Raw genomic sequence first — 17,669 nt, 5'->3', positions numbered from 1 at the left:
ATAGGCTTTGTAGCAAAGTAAATTTTATTATAAGATGAATTTGCTTTTTTGATTTTTGATTGTTTCATCTAAATAATTCTTTCATGCAAAGTTAAAAACCAAGATTTTTTAACCTTATATTGCTCAACACAATGGAATCGTTGTGGAGGAATAAATTAAGAGCCAGTCCCAAAATATAAAATGGATTTTTAGTAACACTGCACGAGGCAAGAAAACCATGAATCATGACATTTTGTTTACCCCGTTTAATCTAAGTGGACTCACGTTAAAAAACCGTATTGTCATGGCGCCCCTGACGCGAAACCGTTCACTTCATGGAATGGATACCCCTTCGGAACTTAATGCAGAATATTATGCCCAACGTGCAGATGCAGGCTTAATTATAGCTGAGGCAACACAAATTTCGCCTACTGGAAAAGGCTATGCCTGGACACCGGGAATTTACTCTGCAGAACAAATTGCCGGGTGGAAATTGGTAACGGATGCGGTGCATGCAAAAGGGGGGGCAATTTATTTACAGCTTTGGCACGTAGGGCGAATTTCACATTCTTCGCTGCAACCAGGGGGGACTGCTCCGGTTGCCCCTTCTGCTATTGCAGCAACTGGCCAACGCACTTTTATCGAAAATGGGACTTTTGTCGAAGTGGGAACACCGCGTGCATTAAAGATTGGGGAAATCCCTGGAATTATTGAAGATTATCGGGTGGCTGCCAGGAACGCAATTTTAGCCGGATTTGACGGAGTTGAAATTCACGCTGCCAACGGCTATCTTATTCATCAATTCTTGTGTGACGGTACAAATCACCGCAGTGATCAATATGGTGGCCCGGTTGCAAACCGGTTACGTTTTGCATTGGAAGTGGCAGAGGCAATTGTATCTGAAATTGGTGCACACCGAACAGGAATTCGTATTGCTCCAGTAAGTCATGCTAATGGAATTACAGAAACATCACCCTCCGCTGTATTTTTTCCGCTTGTACAGGAATTGAACCGATTTAACTTGGCTTATATTCATGTTATTGAAGGAGAAACTCAAGGACCCCGAGAGTTTTACGGTTTTGATTTCCATGCCTTACGTAAAGAGTTTGCTGGTCCCTGGATGGTAAATAATGGCTATACTTTGGAAATGGCAGCAGAAGCGGTTTCAAGTGGTTATGCTGATTTAATTGCTTTTGGGAGATACTTCATTTCCAACCCTGATCTGGTCACACGATTTGAAAAGAACGCTCCCTTGAATGAATTAGACCGGGCAACTTTATACGGCGGGGGGGAAAAAGGTTATACAGACTACCCCTTTTTACCATAATGCTAAGAAAGACGAAATGAGATGATGTTGAAACAATTACTCTTGATTTTTTTTATTATTATTCTAATTGTTTCATTGTCTTACTCATTTCAACGTTATTTCATTTATTTTCCCTCTCCTGAGCAGCCGAACCTGAAAGTTTTTCAAGCAGAAGATATGCGGGTCATCAAACTTTCTACTGCAGATGGATTGACTTTAAATTCCTGGTATAAACCATCTAATGGCACAAAACCGACGATTGTCTATTTGCATGGCAATGCAGGGCATATCGGGTATCGGATGTATCTGGTTCGACAGTTGTTGGCAGAGGGTTTAGGCGTATTATTGCTAGAGTATCGGGGATATGGTGGAAATCCCGGCAAGCCCACTGAATCAGGGCTGTATGAGGATGCCCGAGCGGCTATTAAGTTTTTGCAACAACAAGGCATCCCGGCAAATCATACAGTACTCTATGGGGAATCATTAGGGACCGGAGTCGCTATACAAATAGCTACCGAATATTCTGTATGTGCTTTGGTTTTGCAATCGCCGTACACATCATTCACCGCTTTGGCACGATTTCACTATCCCTGGATATTTATGCCTTTGAGGGATAAGTATGATTCTCTCTCTCGTATTCAAAAAATTCACGCTCCTGTTTTAATGCTGCATGGCAAGCTGGATAATATTGTGCCTTATCAACAAGGACTTGTCCTTTTTGAGCGTGCCAACCAACCTAAAAAATGGATTGAATTTCCGGATAAAGGACATCAAAACTTATGGAGCCCACTTTTTGCCCGGGAGGTCATCCATTTTATTAATTCTTATTGTGCGCATGGTACATAAAAAGATGCCTCAATAAGTTGCTTCCCTATTTTTCTGAGTAAAATATTTACAAATACCCTTTCCTGGATTAGTATTCCCTGCAGGCTTTATGGGACGCCTATACCCACGAAAGAGGATCTCACCCTGTTTAGAGTAAGTTTATTTATTCATAAACCTTTTTGTTGCTGGAAAAGTGGGTGTCTGGCAGATAACAAAGGGGAATTACATGAATAACCAACACCATTCATTCCGCGTTGAAGAATATAAAATTCAAGCGTCTATTTTGCTAAAATCCTTATATTCCACGCATGCTGAAACAGCACTGAAAGCGGCGAAGCGCCTGCAAAATTTGCCGGAATTTGCAAATTTTACCCTTACGGAAATAATTCAGGCGAATATAAAGCGTAAACATGCACTTACAGTAGTTGCGGTGGGAAAAGGTTTTGCTTCATGGAGCGAGTTGAAATGCCAATTGCCATTTATTCGGGGCGGATTTCTGAATCATTGGTTTGCCAATTACGCAGAAGCCAAATCATACCAGCGTGCACAGCGAGGGTTCTTATTGCCATTTAAAAAACAATTTTTTATTTGTGATGCGCATTACATTCGCAACCTGGGGTTGAACCCCGAGGATCCGGATTGGGAACTCATCGGCTATGACTGGGCAAATCCTGACCAGCAGCAGGCTTGGCAAAGATTGTATAAAAAATGGATGGATATTCAAAAAAGAAGATAAACTTTAAGATTCTGCTGCGATCCACGTGTATCTCAGCAGAATTATTACGGGTAAAATTTTTTGTAACTTTGTCTCAAGTGTCTTGCAGTAGGAAAAAAAATTAACATAGAATGGATTATGCTTTTTCTATTAAGAGGTTATGGATGACCCATTTGAAACATATTCTTGTAACTTTTTTCATGGTCTCATTGAACCCGGGATTTCTTTTCGCACAAACAAATACAAAGGTTTGTGATGGCAGTCTTTCCCATCCTTGCATTGTAACAGACAGCGAATATTCTTCCTCCCCACTAAAATGGTTGCGAGAGGCAGCGATGATTGCCTCTGCTTATCCAGGAAATATACAAGGTATTGCCGAGTTAACTATTTCTGGCAGTGAGGAGCCCAGTGAAAAGGGATGGAAGGAGATTGCTGAGTATATTGCCAGACGTGGAGGCAAAAAAGTATTGGTAGTTGATTTACGTCAGGAAAGTCACGGCTATATTAATGGAAGGGCGATTACCCTAGTGAGTGAATACGATTGGATAAATCGTGGGAAAACTAATGCCCAGAGTCTTGCAGACCAGGAAAATTGGCTTCAATCCTTAAAAAACCAAAAAAAGCTTAAAGGTGTTTTATCCTCCCAACAATTTGCGGCCAAGGAATATTCCAGCGGAAAAACCCTGCGGGTGAAGGTGGTAAAAAATGAGCAGGAAGTAGTATCCGGATTGGGTTTTAAATATCATCGTCTCTATGTGACCGATCATACTGCTCCCTCTGATTCAGAGGTGGATGCATTTCTAACCCTGATAAAAAATGCGCCTAAAGATACCTGGCTTCATATTCATTGCCGGGGCGGCAAGGGGCGGACTACAAGTTTTTTTGTGATGTATGACATGTTAAAAAATGCCGATAAAGTAAGTTTTGAAGAAATTATTGCACGTCACGCCTCAATACCCCCATATTATAATCTGTTTGAAGTCCACAGGGCAGAACCATTTCTCACCCCTTATTATGAACAGAGAATTATGTTTCTATCTCGTTTTTATCAGTTCGCGCTACAGGTTTTGAAAGGATATTCTGGAACCTGGAGCCAGTGGAACAGAGATAATGCGATAGACTCCACGGCCTAGGTTGCCCATTGATAAAGAACGTTCTCATTCCGAAACTATTCCAGGTTAAAACGCCCTCTTCCTTCTAGGGGGATGGATTTTCCTGGGTTTTCTTGTGGATAGTGGTATACCATTTCTCTCCAAGAATTATTTGCTCCCACCACTCCTGCATCCCCGCCTCACTCATTTGCTCCCATTGGACAGGATGTAATACCAAGCCATCAGCCATTCGTTTTGATAAATCATACATAGCAAGACGCTTGGGAAGGGAGTCTTTTTCCCATGCAAAAACAGCCTCCTGGAAGTCTTCATATTGTTCGAAGTGTGCATTGAGGGTGAGTGCATCCTGGATTGCCAAGGAAGCCCCATTTCCTACATGTGGACGTAATACGGCGCTTGCATCTCCCAACAACAGAGCACCTGGAGTTACAAGTCTATGGACGCACACATCCACAATTTTCTGCATAAAGGGTGCGGGGGTATCAAAGATGACTTGGGCCGCGACCTCGGGCAATTTTTCTTGAGCTAATTGATATAGATGGTTTTTGGCTTTAATAGAAAAATTGCTTAAAGAAGTCGAACCCAGATTTTCCAGATCGGCAAGCGCTAATTTTTCATAAAAAACCCAGTTCAATTTATTCGTCTGATGGTGGTATACCGGATAAGTTAACAGGTGTCCTTTATCATAACAGTAGTAAGGGACCTGATTACGGAAAATGTTTTTATTTTTAAGCTGCTCAAATTCCACTGTACCGCGCCAGGCGATATAACCTGAGTATTCTGGCTGTACATTGGAGATTAACCTTCTTCCTATAGATTGGACCCCATCAGCAAATACAATCAAATCAAAAAGCTGCGTTTCACCAGACTCCAAAGTAATCAGGCCAGTTCTATCTTTAATCTGAACATCAATGACTTTCATCCCATGGCGGTATATTGAGTCGGGTATTCTTTTTCTGAAATTGGTAAATAAAGTATCCCAGTGTAAGCTGGCCATGGAAATCTCTTGTTCCCATAAGAACTTACCGTAAACCGGCTCGTTTTCGGAGGTGGAATAAAAACTGCGGCTAGTGAATTGGTGAGCTAAGGTGTCGGGATCAATAAGATTTTTGGCAATTAAAGTATTCAACAGTTCTATTGAAAGCGTTATGCCTGCTCCGCGAGATTTTAAATCATGGGCTCGCTCAAAAATGGTGATTTGAAATCGGTTTTTTAACAATAAAGCCAAAGCGCAACCTGCAATAGAACCACCGATAATAGCGACTTTCAATATTAATTCCTTTCTGAAATTGAAAAAATACGAGGGATTATATAAAGCGGGCAAACAAAATCAATTAAGAGTAGAGATTTTTTTTTCAGCCAGGTACCGGTAAAAAGAAGTTTGTTAGTGTGTTTTTGTGTGGAAAGTTGCCATTGGAGGAGGATTAGTTGGATGCCGCGAACAAGTCGCGGCACGTAGGCGGCGGAGGTCGACACGAACCAGGTTGTGGCACGTAGGCGGGGACCGTCGTCACGTTGCAAGTCGCGGGCGGGTATACTCAGTGGCTTATTTAAAAATGAGCTACGAACCGCAAAATTCCATTGGTGCCTTGGGCGCGATTTTTAGCGTCTTGCTCGGAATAGACATTTAAAAAGACAAAATGATTTTTGTTAAGGCTATATACCATTCCTGGGCCAATTGCCCACACACTTTCCTTGCGGTCAGGAACCCCAACCCCATTCACGAGTGTGTCGGTAATTTGATTGAAAAAGTAGCCATTTACACCGACAGTAAGTTTTTCTACTATGGCATAACCTACAGCAATATCTGCAAAGACAGCCTGTCCTGCCTGGGTAGTGTGAGCATTGGGTCCAAAGGAAACATTAGGGCTATGATTCACTCCATTCCAAAGATAATGAAATCGTGCCGCCGTGGACAATTTGGGTGTCATCCAAAAGGTAAATGCCCAGTAGGGATTTAAAGACCAGAAATGGCTGCTGGGATTGATGGCATTGATACTGCTGTATCGTCCAATTGGTGCAATCACATCCAGTTCGATGCGTGAAACAAATAAGGGTCCTTTGCCATCTTTCCGCATTATCGGCTCAAACTGCAGGGCAGGGCCGACCCACAAATCACCAGGACCATTTTCAGCTTTCAGGACTGTATTTCCCAAGCCATCATTGACGCTGGCATTGACTACCCAGGGCAAGAGCGCGGAAAAACCCAGATTAGCCCCGAATACTTTTTTGGTGGTTACATAAATAAACTGGGTAACATTGGCAACAACATCCAGATCAGTGCGGGGCAAAGCAATTCTGTTGCCATTTTTATCGTTAAAGCGATTGGACGTATAGTATTGAAAATAATCCTGGAAGTAAAAACCAGGTCCTGAAGGTGGGCTACCATCATAAAAACTGGTATAACCCAGATTCACCACCGGCTCGTCGTAAGCCAGGGCCGATGATGCGGCCAACAGGATTACGAAACTAAAACAACAACGCAGTATTCCTTTCCATAGCATAAAAAAAGTCCTTTCCGAAACTGCCCTTAGGTGGTGCACAATTTTTCTTCTTAACAGTCATTTATTTTCTTATCAAGTGCTCATGCCTTAAAACTGATACATTAACTTTCCACGACCTACTTTTTGGGGATGATGAGATGAAGGTCATTTTTCATTGTAAACTATTTGGCATAGTCCTTTTACTTAAATTATGTCTGAACTATTCTGGAAGAACAATATTAAATGGAATGAATTTGTCATAAAAATCAACAAGTAAAGGAAATTAACTAGAGGCATCACTCTGTATAAGGAAAAGACAACCGAAGAGGAAGTGCAGATGCAATAAGTGGATGCTGGGCTGCGCAAATCAATTCTTGCAGAACAGGAGTTCTCCTTTTATGCAGCATAAGAGCTCAGGGGCTTCGCTAAATTTTATTGATGAATCCAGATACCGCCCCTTGTTCATTACTTTATTTCCACACCAGGATTTCTGGTGCCTTGCGGGGTACCGCAGGGGGGGCGCTTGCTGGAATTCCTACAATAATCGGTGCAATTGCGGTGATATCAGAGGGGAGATCCAGTTTCGTTTTCCACTCGGGTGTATTTAGCGCTGAAACAGCAAGACCAATAACACAGGTTCCAAGCCCTTGGGCACAAGCCGTTAGCATCAGGTTTTCCGCAGCTAACCAGCAATCTGCGGCAACAAAAGGACCATGATATTTACTGTAAATCACAATGAGGGTATTTGCATTATAAAAGGCATGGAAATCCGGATTGTTTACCAGGTCTTGTAAATGCTTCATTTGCGTTTTCGGATAATTATGGGCCTCAGTATAAATCAAGGCTTTCACACTGTTAGATAAACGATTTAGCATATCCTGATCTTGAATTACAACAAAAGACCAGGGTTCCTCATGCATGGCAGTAGGTGCTTGAACTGCAGCATCAAGCAATGAATGGATAACTGATTTATCCAATTTCTGCGAGGTGTAATTACGGACAGCGCGACGGTTATAAATTGCATCAATTTCGCTCATTTGCGTCTTTTCTTCTCTGGTTTTTTTTGAAGTAGCCATAAGTTTCTCCATTTAATCAGTTACCCTCTTCCCGAAAGAGTAATAAATTCCGTTTCCTGTCGACTATTTCATTTTCGATTGTGTTTTGATTATCTTGCCAGGAACCATGAACATTCCTTTTCCTAAATGATGAATGGTCTGTAGGTATTCATCTGTTTGAGAAATCCATGCCTCTACCACTTCAAGAATAAAAAAATTATATTTTTTCATCAGTTGGGAGTCGGTGACCTTGCATTCAAGATGAGCAGAACATTCATCAATAGAGGGTGCATGTACTTGTGATGATGCAGCTGGGGTGAGATGAAAGGTTTTAAATTTGTCAATTTCCTTCCCGGAGGTGTTACCGCAGGCAACCACCTGTTCTATTAAATTCACTGTTGGAATGTTGATAACGCATTCCCGGGAGGTCTTCAGGAGATGAAAAGAATAGTTATTTTCACTGATCACGCAACCAATGATGGGTGGTACAAACTCCATCATTGTATGCCATGACATGGCCATGATGTTTTTCTTTTCTTTAAGAGAGGTCGAAAGCAATACCACGGGACCTGGCTCTAAAAGATGATAAACCTCTGCTAGGGAATAAGGTTGTTTTTTCATAAACAAAATAATTCCTTTTATAGTTCTTAAATTCTGGTTCATCTTCTTGCTTTGTCAAGTTCTAAGAGGTAAACCTGAAATTGGGGCTTTCCATAACCAGAAGCGAATTAAAATGTCCTGGTCTGTTTCAAATTAAATACCTGGCAATTGAGGAGTTGGCTCATGCGACGCGTGCTCTATCAATTTATGATTACTTTTAATTGCCTGATGAAACATAGAATAGTAGGTGAGTAAAGTATTTGGTGAATTGCCGGGCAAACGGGACGCTTTAATAGCATCAGTACGAGTTTGCCCCTCGGGGTCTTTGCGAATGTCACGCATTTCGATCAGATCAGCAGTCACATTATGAGCATCGGACTGGAGAGTACCTTGCAGGCGCCTTCCTTTGTGAGCAAACTGGGCCAGATGAATTAATTGTTGTTTTTTCTCAGGGGATGCTTCTGTATTTCCTAATCTGAACAAGGCATTGGCTGCAATAGCATTGGGTGCTGATTGTTTTAAACGAGTCAGCAACTCCTTATCCTGATTTCCTGCATAACTGGATAAATTATGTTTCCAGACCGCTCTGTCGGCATCAGTTTCAGTTCCTGAAAGCAGGGAAACATGCATGGCAATCGTCTTGTCACCATTTCCTTTTTTAAAGAATCCAGTAAACATACCAAGATATTTTAACAATTGCCGGCCTCTTCCGTCGCTTGTGCCTGCGGTTTGAGGTTTTACAACAGTTAATGCTTTACGTTCAGCGGGTATTTCTTTGTATGCAGCTGCAGGATTCATATTCCAATGGATTAAATAAAGCAAAGGCGTAATCACCAGAATCCTAACCAAAGGTTGAATTAAATAATGAACTGTTTCTTTAATTCCAGGAATTAATTTACTGTAATTAAATAATGTTCCCAAAAGAGGTAATTTGTCAGTGACCACCTGAGACATATTGCTTAAGGTTCGGTCGCAAAAAAGATTGACCTGAATGCCCTCAGGATAATTTTCAGAACGATAATCTTGTAATTTTTTGGCGGTTTGGGCGGCAGTGGCTGCACCGATTGAAAATCCGGACAATTCTATGTGAGCAGGGTCTACCCCTTGTTTAAGTAATGCAATTACCTGGGCGAAAAGGGCATTAACCAAATCATCTTCAGTCATGGTAATACTGCCGCTTCCCTCTATACCAGGATGATTGTAGGTTATTGTTTTTAACTCAGGATGATTGACACTCAATTGCGCCAATTCACCAAAAAAACGTCCGCAATTTCCTGAATTACCGGAACAATGGATGCGGTAATATCGATCTTCAGCAGCTATTGTATCAAAGTGCTTGCTTGTAAAAACAAATGTTTCGAGAGTGGAGTTTCTTCCAAAATCAGTTTGATAAGCAGTTTGGATATATTGCGAGTCTAATTGTGAGGCCTGTTCGAATCTCTTTATTTTGGGATTTTTTGTGAACCAATTTAGCCAACTGGAATCCTCAATGCCTTTTTTTGGTGCGTCTTGAAAATCCTCATTGAAAATTTCTAGCGCGGTTCGAGAGTCTTTCCCTGTTTTCCGTGCAATAAAGCCGACTATCGATTTGAGTCCTGGTAGTTTTCTTAAGGTGCTGAGTGTTTGCGCAGGAAAAACTCCACATGCCATGAAGAATTGCGTGGGTATGAATAAAAGAATGTGGCCAACATTTTTTAGCCGTTGAAGGGATGTAGGGGCATAAAAATTCTCTTGTTCAAGCGCTTTTTTCCTCGATTCTATTGTCGTAGGGACAGACACGAATGACAAATCCTTATAAAGTGCAATAATTATTAAATAAAGTAAATAATTTGGCTTGGGTAAGATATCGGAAGTTATTATAGGATTAGTTTAATATGTAATCAACAGGATCTTTCTTGAACCATTTTTAAAGGATCACAAAGTCCACGCCCTAATAGAAAAGCCATTTGGAGAATAAGGATGCACTACCTCTATCCAGATCCAGTAAAACCTGGGGATACTATCGGGCTGGTTACTCCATCAAGTCCCATGATCCCTGGTTTACTGGAAATTGGGGTTTCCTATTTGCAGCAAAAAGGATTCCAGATTAGATTAGGGGTGCACGTAAATGCCGTTGACCGGTTTTTAGCGGGAGACGATGAATACCGCGCCAAAGATCTCATGGATTTTTTTAGGGATGACGAAGTCAAAATGATTATGGCTATGGGGGGAGGATATGGATCACAGCGGTTGTTGCCCCTTCTGGATTATGGGCTTATCCGTTCCCGGCCCAAATATTTGAGTGGGTTTAGCGATACAACTGCCTTGCAAGCTGCATTATTAAAAAATGCCGGTATGATCTCTTGCACGGGTTTCGTATTTGGTGATTTGGCAACAGGTCAACTTGACTCCTTAATTGAAAAAACACTTTGGACATGCCTTAAGGGTGAGCCCTTTCAAATCAAAAAGGGGCAAACCATGCAACCCGGAATAATTCAAGGTAGGCTAGTCGGTGGAAATTTGGAATCCTGGGTTTCATTAATGGGCACCCCGTACCAACCTGAGGTGAGAAACTGTATTTTATTACTGGAAGATGTTGGTGCCGAACCTTACCAAGTGGATAGCCGTCTCTCTCAACTGGATTTGGCTGGCGTGTTTGCAGAAGTTGGTGGAGTGATTTTTGGCCAATTTGCACGGTGTACTGCAAAATATTTTCCCAAACGGGACGGGACGGTAGAGGATGTGATTGAAGAGTGGTCTTTAAAAATCAAAGTACCATGTATTAAAAATTTTCCTTATGGCCATGTTACTCGACGCTGCGTGTTACCTCTGGGAAAAGAGGCAGTTTTAAATGCGGATCAGTGCACTCTTTCGATCTTATGAGTAAATATTCTACTTCAGTGTTATATTGTACGATTTTAATTTAATGGAACTTGAATGTTGTTTTATGAAATAGTAAAAATTATGCAAAATGAGTTAGCTCACCCCCATCAATACAACAATCCTGAGTTACTTTATCAATCTCTGGAGAGAGAATATTTAAGAGAAATTAATTCTCTGGTTTATCAATTAAACCATTCACGGGATGAAGAGGCCCGTAACCTTTTAGCCAAAATTCAGGAAACAGACAGACTGTACCTTAAGGCCAGAGGCTTGGACATTATTGCCCATATCTTATTCAGCCGTCATGGCGAATGCCGTCTTTTGGGACAAAAAAAATTGGGTTTAAGCCCTAATACAGCCATTTCAGAAGCTGCTGAGCAAAATATGGCCACAACCAATCAATTGAGCGGGGCATTATTATTTTATCCACTCCACAATCAAACCCCATTAATTGCTGTATCTCCTATGAATCGAGCGATGCAAACTGCAAGTTTGGTGCTCCCCAGGGAAATCAGGAATGCTGATATAAGGGTATTACCTTGTTTAACAGAAATTAGTATTGCCCCTTCTGGTTATGATGTTCGTTCCTTGGCAGATATGCAGACCTTATATAATCAGCTTTCTTTTTGGACCTCGCCTATTAAGAAACTGCTTTTAAAGCTTTCCCTATGGATGTACAGTGATCAAGACTTCAGTAAGCTTTATGAAAAAAGAAGGCGTGCAGCGGAAAAAATTCAGCAGCATGGCAATGAAATTCTTTCAGACGACGATAAGCCGGATGTGGTGCAGAGTCTAAATTTCCAGGGCAGCAAAATAAATGAAACCAGGGCGGTAATCGAAAGGCTGGATCATCAAGATGGGTGGTTCTTTGGCCATGGGAAGAATTTCCGGGCTTTTTTTGAAGATGTTTTTAATATCAAATCTGATTTTGACTATGGAGAAACCCGTAGGATATACAAGACAGTTGTTAATGGTACTTCATCATTTCACAGCCCGCCCTATGTTTTGGTTATCAGTCAGAAAAATGGAACAATAAAAGCTAAGTATACAGGAGCTTCCTGTGTTCCAATTTCAAAAAAATCAGCAAATGCGACTCTTCCCGCTACCGGGGAAGTTCTTCCGGATATATCCAGGGCAATGTCCCAACTTGGAAGCTCGCTAGACCATAAAGCGATTGCAGAGGCCATACCCGAAGCAGCAGAATGTGTGGCAAAAACTCCCTGTAGCGAATCTCAGATTCCTGAATACAGGCCTTTAATGAATAAAAGCTGATTTTAATTTAAAACGGATTCCGATTCGATTTACGTGCTGATGCAATAAATGCTAAATTATCAAGAGAGTAGACTGATAAAGGGGATCGAATGCAATGTTTGATGCACTGATTTTTGATTTTGACGGAGTTGTTTTAGACAGCGAACCCCTTCATTATGAAGCCTATTGCCGAGTGCTCAATCCATTGGGAGTTACCCTAAGTTATTCGGAGTACAAGCAGGAATGCCTGGGTTTGGCCGATAAAGAAACCTGTCCAAAGCTACTGCGTAATAAGGGATTGGATTATTCCGAAGCTGAAGTGCAACAGCTGATTGAGCAGAAAATAGAAGCTTATACACATATTATCAATACGTCTGATTCATTGCCCCTGGTGACTGATTTCGAACAATTTATTTTTAAAATGGCTCCCAAGGTAAATAAAATCGCCATTTGCAGCGGCTCAACCCGGGGTGAAATAACGGCAGTGCTCTCCAAGGCCAGGAAGGGTAAATTACACGCTTATTTTGATACCATTGTCACCGCGGATGATGTACAGGTTGGAAAACCCTCACCCGAAGGGTATTTATTAACCGCCCAGCGTTTAAACATAGCCCCGGGACGGTGTTTGGTCATTGAGGATACGCTTCATGGGGTAAAGGCAGCGAAAGCTGCAGGAATGCAGGTAATTGGTTTGATGACCACCTATGACCGGCAGGAATTTTTAATTGCTGATAAAGCGGTAACCGGCTACAGGCAATTACTGGCCCGGGCTTGGTAATATTTTGGAGCTTTCCTGACAGAGACTATAGCTGCAACCCGTGCCTGCCCCAGGCTTTATTGCATCGCTAACCAATCCTCATAGGTTAGCGCGAAACGCAAATGATCACACCATATGCCATTTATATTGAGATAGCGACGGGAGAATCCTTCTTTAAGAAATCCATTTTGGCTCGCTAAATAGAGGGATGAACTATTAGTAGGCTGGATGTTTGCTTCAATCCGATGCAGTTTCAAGGTTAAAAAAATTTCTTTTAACACCAGTTTTAATGCCTGACTCATTAAACCCTGACCTGCATATTTAACTGATGCAAAATAGCCCAGGTAAGCACTTTGAAATACTCCGCGGACTATTTCACTAATATTAAATACCCCGATAATTTCCTCATTTCGATTTAAGGCTAAAAAACACCGGCAATTGTCTTGCTGCGACTTCTTTAAATAAATTTGGAATTCCTCAGGAGTTTGAGGTGCTTTAACAAAAGGGGAGTGAAATGCCTTGCTTTCTTGCATGGTTTGAAGAAATGGAGCTTCATCAAGCTTCTCTAATTGTCGCAAATGAATTGTAGGAACCATAAAAAGAGCTAACGGAAAAAGGAAATTCTATCATAATCCTGATGAAGTGTTTATAGGATTTTCTGAGGACAAGTCATCCGGAATGTTTCAAAACTGGTGAAGTCCTTAGTTTGAATCACCTTGATATTTAAGATAAAATCGCGCAAAAACATAACAGGTTACTGTCATCATGCCGCTCATTGTTAGTTTATCCTCTATTCATGCAGTACATCCGATAAATACATGCATTCAATCATTTGAAGAGCTTTGCAATTACTATTCCACAGGTTATTTCAGTTCCTGCTCCAGTTTTTTTCAGTCCTGGACAAATTATGCCTGGCTTATGTACCATTTCACCGTAAATGATTCCAAATTAATTCAGCCTTATCGACTGGGTAAACTCAGTACAGAACAGTTTCTCGAGCGTTTATTGCAAATTTTTTCCTTCCTTAAGAATGCAGCTCCCGAGCTTGGTGAGATGGAAGAGTTAAAGAGCAAACACATGTATTCCCAAACTTTTGCGCTGATGCTCTTGGAGAATGCATGGAATTCCCAAATTGGTTGGGATAGGGCAAAAGCAGAACATCTTCCTGCTCTGATTCGTGAAGCGCAGCACATGGATCCCAAAGAAGGGGTTTCTCAAAAAGAAGCAGACTCACAGCCTCAAATGGATTCCATTTATTTTATAGCGAATACTAATGAGTTGCATGTGTTACAGATTCTCCGGATGCTGCGAAAAGAATATCCCTCGATTCCTTTTTATCAGGAGGTGGACGTAAGCATTAGAGAAGATAAAACCCCTGTAGAAATTGCACCCGGCATGTTTCTTTGTTTGTCTTATCGCTATCAACTCTATAAAACACAAGAAGAAATGCAAAAGGTGAACCCCGGTTCAACAACGTCTTTACTGAATTATTTAGTTACCAAACAATTAAAAGAAACTCCTGCTTGTGAACTGCGGGTTATTAGCCAGCATCAAGCGGATTTGGTTGAAGCACTGCGGGTAGGCATAGATGAGGAGCATATTTACCAAGCTGAGGACTATTTTGCAGTACAAATGGCAAATATGAAAAAAACCAACTAAAACAGATGAACAGTTTTTTAAATTCGATATTAATCTTTTTCTTGATAGGGAGCTCAGCGAGTATGGCGATGGACATAGTTACCATAGAACAACCTCAATACATCCATGTTTTAAAAAATAAAGCCCATGAAGTTTCCTTTCCCTTAAGTGAAGAAGATAAAAATTTGATTGCTGCCATGAAAAGTAAATTACAGCAATTAGGGGGAGTTGGTCTGGCTGCACCTCAGGTTAATTTTTCACGACGTATCATTGCCGTGTATATCCCTGAGGAGGCGGGATTACTGCGGGATAATGTTAACCAATTCTATCCCATGCACATTATGATTAATCCGAGTTTCGAACCAGTGGCAAATTCTGGGCAGCACTATGATTTCGAAGGATGTTACTCGGTTTCCAGTAAATCCGGAAAAGTTCCCCGTTATGAACAGATCATTGTCAGCTACTATGACGAGTCTGGGACGTTTCATCAACAACAGGAAGAAGGATTTTATGCCCGGGTTCTACAGCATGAAATTGATCACTTAAATGGCTTTTTAATTTTGGATCGACTCACCCCCGATTGTGTCCAAGGTCCGGTGGAAGAAATGATGGCTTTACGGCGGGCGGCTTTGCCTCCGGAAAAAAGAATTATTTTCGATCAGGTAATGGCCAGAAAGATGAAAAAATAATGTTTGGACTAAAAATTAAATTATTCGTTGTCCATTAGCAGGAGATTTGCCCTTTAACATCTCCGCTAGATTTTGTGATGGCAGCTGTTCTTTTGCTTGTTGATATCCTGTTTCGATAATTTCTTTAAATTTTTTAAAATCCAGAATTCTGTATTTGTCTACTTTTAAAGTAATGCCATAGTCTGCCATCGCCATCATTTTTGCGGTATTTTGATGCGAGCTGATTGTTAACAGCCGCAAAACCAACTCCCCCAGGTTAATAGGAAACATGGCCTCTTTTCCCATGAATTTATTGTAAAGCAATTTCCAACCAGAAAGTGAATAGGGTAAAGGACTCAATTTAAAAAGTGAGTTGTTGTTGATATTAGAGGCAATTATTTTACTGCTGTGGGAATGCTGCCTCATAACGTCAGTGGGAATGTTATTGAGTACGCCGCCGTCAATAAGCAGTTTGTCATTAAAAGAAACCGGTGGATAGATAAAGGGGAGCGAGATACTGGAACGAATTGATTCCCACAATAGTCCGCGGTCATGGACATATAAATTCTTGCTCACCAAATCGGTGGATACACAAAAATAGTTAAGCCATAAGTCTTCAATTTTACTGTTCTCACCATAAAGGTCGATAAGGCTGTCTGTTGCTCTTCTTCCTGTAGCAATAGAAATATAAGGAAAGGTAAAATCAATTCTGGAACCTTTAATTAAATAGTTTTCCACCAATTTCAACAGCTCACTCGAAGAATATCCCATAGCAAAAGCGGCAGCAAGAATAGCCCCCATACTCGTTCCGGCGACATAGTCTACGGGAATCCCCCGTTCTTCCAACAAACGATAAACCCCTATATGAGCAAGGCTTCTGGCACCTCCACCGCTAAGTACCAAAGAAATTGTGTTGTCGGTTAAGACTCGCATCATACGTGAAACACCTGCCTCAGTATTCATTTGAATGTGGAAATGGGCATTAACAGTTCTTTTTTCCAACCAGGTTTGGGTATTTTGAGGAGGTTTGTCTGAATCATGAAGAAGCAATAACACGCTTCGTTTTACAAAATTATGTTGCCTGTTTACATGGAATTCAACTTCCGATAAGTCCACATCATATCTGCCAGCGAGCGCGAGGAAAGAGAGCGAATCTGCTTGACGGATGCAAAATTTAGTCCAGTGGGTCAACGTTTCATCGGTAAGATAAAAAATAAAGGAATATTCATGTTCCAGCTGATTAATCCATAAAATTCCTTCATTACTCATATTTCCATTTGCATCCAGGAGATTTTTCTTTTTTTTCAGGAAACTGCTGGTAAGTAAAAAAATTTTTTCCCCATAAGAGAAGCGAAAGATCATTTCTTGCAATTGAAATTCCAAATCAGGCATTGGCCTTATAGGAATTAAGGCAACTGATTTATTACGCAAGGGGGCAGTATGAATTCCTTGCAGCGAATTGGTTAATCGTTTAATTGTAAATTGAGTAATTTTATTCAATAACTCAGGATAGCTTTTGCATAATTTCAAAAAATTTTTTTTTGATAATTTTAGAATAATGCTGTCACGTAACGTGTATACATTCGCCGAACGAGGTAAATCGGACAAAAGGGCCATTTCTCCAATTATTGATCCTTCCTGTAACTCACCTTGAAAAGTCACATTCTCTTCATTATCTGTTATTTGATAATAGAGGCGGCCTTTTATAAGAATATAAAGATCATTCATCAATTCGCCCTTTTTGATCAAAAGGGTATCGCCTGGCCGGGATTCTATTTCCAAAACACGAGACAGTTTTAAAAGACAAGCGTCGCTCATTAAACTGAAAGGTTCATGCTGTTTAATAAAGTCGAAAATCTCTTTTGATGTAAACAACGACTGGAACATATCGTATCTTTATTCAATAATTATTTTTAGTATAGACATTCTTTGGCTTAAATAGGCCTTGCTCCAGATAACTGTTAAATTATTTTTCAGCAGGATGAGACCTTAATTTCTTGCTGGCAGACCCCGATTAATTCCCTGGGTATAGGAATTGATGAAAATCATTATTTTTCAAAGGTAACTTGACAAAATTAAATGATAGTTTCTAAAATGCAATTGGCTAAATGTATATTTAGCCTATCGCTTATTTAACTAACTCTAAAAGGAATTAAGTAAATGAATAAATTACAATTAACAGGCGTTGCTCTTGCAATCGGTGCTGCTTCAATGTTTGCGATTGCTCCTGCTTTTGCTGCAGACGAGGCTTCTTCTGGCATGGTTAAATGTCAAGGTGGAAATGCTTGTAAAGGTCAAGGTGCTTGCAAAACTGCTGATAACGCTTGTAAAGGTCAAAATTCTTGCAAAGGCAAGGGTATGGCTGAAATGACTAAAGAAGATTGTCAAAAAGCTGGTGGTACTGTTGTTCAATAATTG

At 40.8% G+C, this 17,669-nt stretch carries 17 protein-coding genes; 10 read left to right on the top strand and 7 right to left on the bottom strand.

The window, feature by feature from the left end:
• Positions 1-217: 217 nt before the first annotated feature.
• The 4 genes from KYQ_RS08545 to KYQ_RS08530 all read left to right on the top strand — a co-directional run bounded on the left by KYQ_RS08545 (position 218) and on the right by KYQ_RS08530 (position 3,958).
• On the top strand, positions 218-1,306 hold the full coding sequence (locus KYQ_RS08545) for an alkene reductase (protein WP_010652987.1): 1,089 nt from the start codon (positions 218-220) through the stop codon (positions 1,304-1,306).
• Positions 1,307-1,330: 24 nt separating this feature from the next.
• Positions 1,331-2,131 (top strand): alpha/beta hydrolase, encoded by an 801-nt coding sequence (locus KYQ_RS08540; protein WP_010652988.1) that lies wholly within the window; start codon positions 1,331-1,333, stop codon positions 2,129-2,131.
• Between the two features lie 205 nt (positions 2,132-2,336).
• On the top strand, positions 2,337-2,846 hold the full coding sequence (locus KYQ_RS08535; RefSeq protein WP_010652989.1) for a hypothetical protein: 510 nt from the start codon (positions 2,337-2,339) through the stop codon (positions 2,844-2,846).
• A 143-nt stretch (positions 2,847-2,989) separates the two neighbouring features.
• The gene (locus tag KYQ_RS08530; RefSeq protein WP_019349867.1) at positions 2,990-3,958 is read left to right on the top strand and encodes a fused DSP-PTPase phosphatase/NAD kinase-like protein; all 969 of its coding nucleotides are present in this window, start codon (positions 2,990-2,992) and stop codon (positions 3,956-3,958) included.
• Between the two features lie 64 nt (positions 3,959-4,022).
• On the opposite strand, the gene KYQ_RS08525 is transcribed toward KYQ_RS08530, so the two are convergent.
• The 5 genes from KYQ_RS08525 to KYQ_RS08505 form a co-directional block, all read right to left on the bottom strand.
• Complete coding sequence (locus KYQ_RS08525; RefSeq protein WP_019349866.1) at positions 4,023-5,207, bottom strand: FAD binding domain-containing protein; 1,185 nt, start codon at positions 5,205-5,207, stop codon at positions 4,023-4,025.
• 280 nt (positions 5,208-5,487) lie between these two features.
• Positions 5,488-6,441, bottom strand: coding sequence for a SphA family protein (locus tag KYQ_RS08520; RefSeq protein ID WP_019349865.1), 954 nt, complete (start codon positions 6,439-6,441; stop codon positions 5,488-5,490).
• Positions 6,442-6,890: 449 nt separating this feature from the next.
• On the bottom strand, positions 6,891-7,496 hold the full coding sequence (locus tag KYQ_RS08515; protein WP_010652993.1) for a nitroreductase family protein: 606 nt from the start codon (positions 7,494-7,496) through the stop codon (positions 6,891-6,893).
• 63 nt (positions 7,497-7,559) lie between these two features.
• Positions 7,560-8,096, bottom strand: a complete 537-nt coding sequence (locus tag KYQ_RS08510) for a flavin reductase family protein (RefSeq protein WP_010652994.1) — start codon at positions 8,094-8,096, stop codon at positions 7,560-7,562.
• Between the two features lie 132 nt (positions 8,097-8,228).
• A complete protein-coding gene (locus KYQ_RS08505; protein ID WP_010652995.1) occupies positions 8,229-9,854 on the bottom strand; it encodes a hypothetical protein in 1,626 nt (541 codons plus the stop codon).
• Between the two features lie 180 nt (positions 9,855-10,034).
• Between KYQ_RS08505 and KYQ_RS08500 the strand changes: the two genes are divergently transcribed.
• The 3 genes from KYQ_RS08500 (at position 10,035) to KYQ_RS08490 (ending at position 12,966) form a co-directional block, all read left to right on the top strand.
• Complete coding sequence (locus tag KYQ_RS08500; RefSeq protein ID WP_010652996.1) at positions 10,035-10,937, top strand: S66 peptidase family protein; 903 nt, start codon at positions 10,035-10,037, stop codon at positions 10,935-10,937.
• Positions 10,938-10,991: 54 nt separating this feature from the next.
• A complete protein-coding gene (locus KYQ_RS08495; RefSeq protein WP_019349864.1) occupies positions 10,992-12,209 on the top strand; it encodes a histidine phosphatase family protein in 1,218 nt (405 codons plus the stop codon).
• 94 nt (positions 12,210-12,303) lie between these two features.
• Positions 12,304-12,966: an HAD family hydrolase gene (locus KYQ_RS08490; RefSeq protein ID WP_019349863.1), complete on the top strand. Its 663-nt coding sequence runs from the start codon at positions 12,304-12,306 to the stop codon at positions 12,964-12,966.
• A gap of 56 nt (positions 12,967-13,022) precedes the next feature.
• On the opposite strand, the gene KYQ_RS08485 is transcribed toward KYQ_RS08490, so the two are convergent.
• A complete protein-coding gene (locus KYQ_RS08485; protein ID WP_010652999.1) occupies positions 13,023-13,541 on the bottom strand; it encodes a GNAT family N-acetyltransferase in 519 nt (172 codons plus the stop codon).
• Positions 13,542-13,710: 169 nt separating this feature from the next.
• On the opposite strand from KYQ_RS08485, the gene KYQ_RS08480 reads away from it, so the two are divergent.
• Both KYQ_RS08480 and KYQ_RS08475 read left to right on the top strand, forming a co-directional pair.
• Positions 13,711-14,604 carry a hypothetical protein gene (locus KYQ_RS08480; protein WP_010653000.1) on the top strand — a complete coding sequence of 298 codons (894 nt, stop codon included), beginning with the start codon at positions 13,711-13,713 and terminating at the stop codon, positions 14,602-14,604.
• A gap of 62 nt (positions 14,605-14,666) precedes the next feature.
• Positions 14,667-15,272, top strand: a complete 606-nt coding sequence (locus KYQ_RS08475) for a peptide deformylase (RefSeq protein WP_010653001.1) — start codon at positions 14,667-14,669, stop codon at positions 15,270-15,272.
• A gap of 15 nt (positions 15,273-15,287) precedes the next feature.
• On the opposite strand, the gene KYQ_RS08470 is transcribed toward KYQ_RS08475, so the two are convergent.
• Complete coding sequence (locus KYQ_RS08470) at positions 15,288-17,138, bottom strand: cyclic nucleotide-binding and patatin-like phospholipase domain-containing protein (RefSeq protein ID WP_019349862.1); 1,851 nt, start codon at positions 17,136-17,138, stop codon at positions 15,288-15,290.
• A 273-nt stretch (positions 17,139-17,411) separates the two neighbouring features.
• Here KYQ_RS08470 and bufA2 point away from each other — a divergent pair, with 273 nt between their 5' ends.
• Complete coding sequence (gene bufA2 / locus KYQ_RS08465; RefSeq protein WP_010653003.1) at positions 17,412-17,666, top strand: BufA2 family periplasmic bufferin-type metallophore; 255 nt, start codon at positions 17,412-17,414, stop codon at positions 17,664-17,666.
• Positions 17,667-17,669: the final 3 nt, after the last annotated feature.

Origin of the sequence: Fluoribacter dumoffii NY 23 (genome assembly GCF_000236165.1) — a bacterium.
In the GTDB taxonomy this organism is placed as follows: Bacteria; Pseudomonadota; Gammaproteobacteria; order Legionellales; family Legionellaceae; genus Legionella; species Legionella dumoffii.
This window is presented reverse-complemented; position numbering and strand designations above follow the sequence as displayed.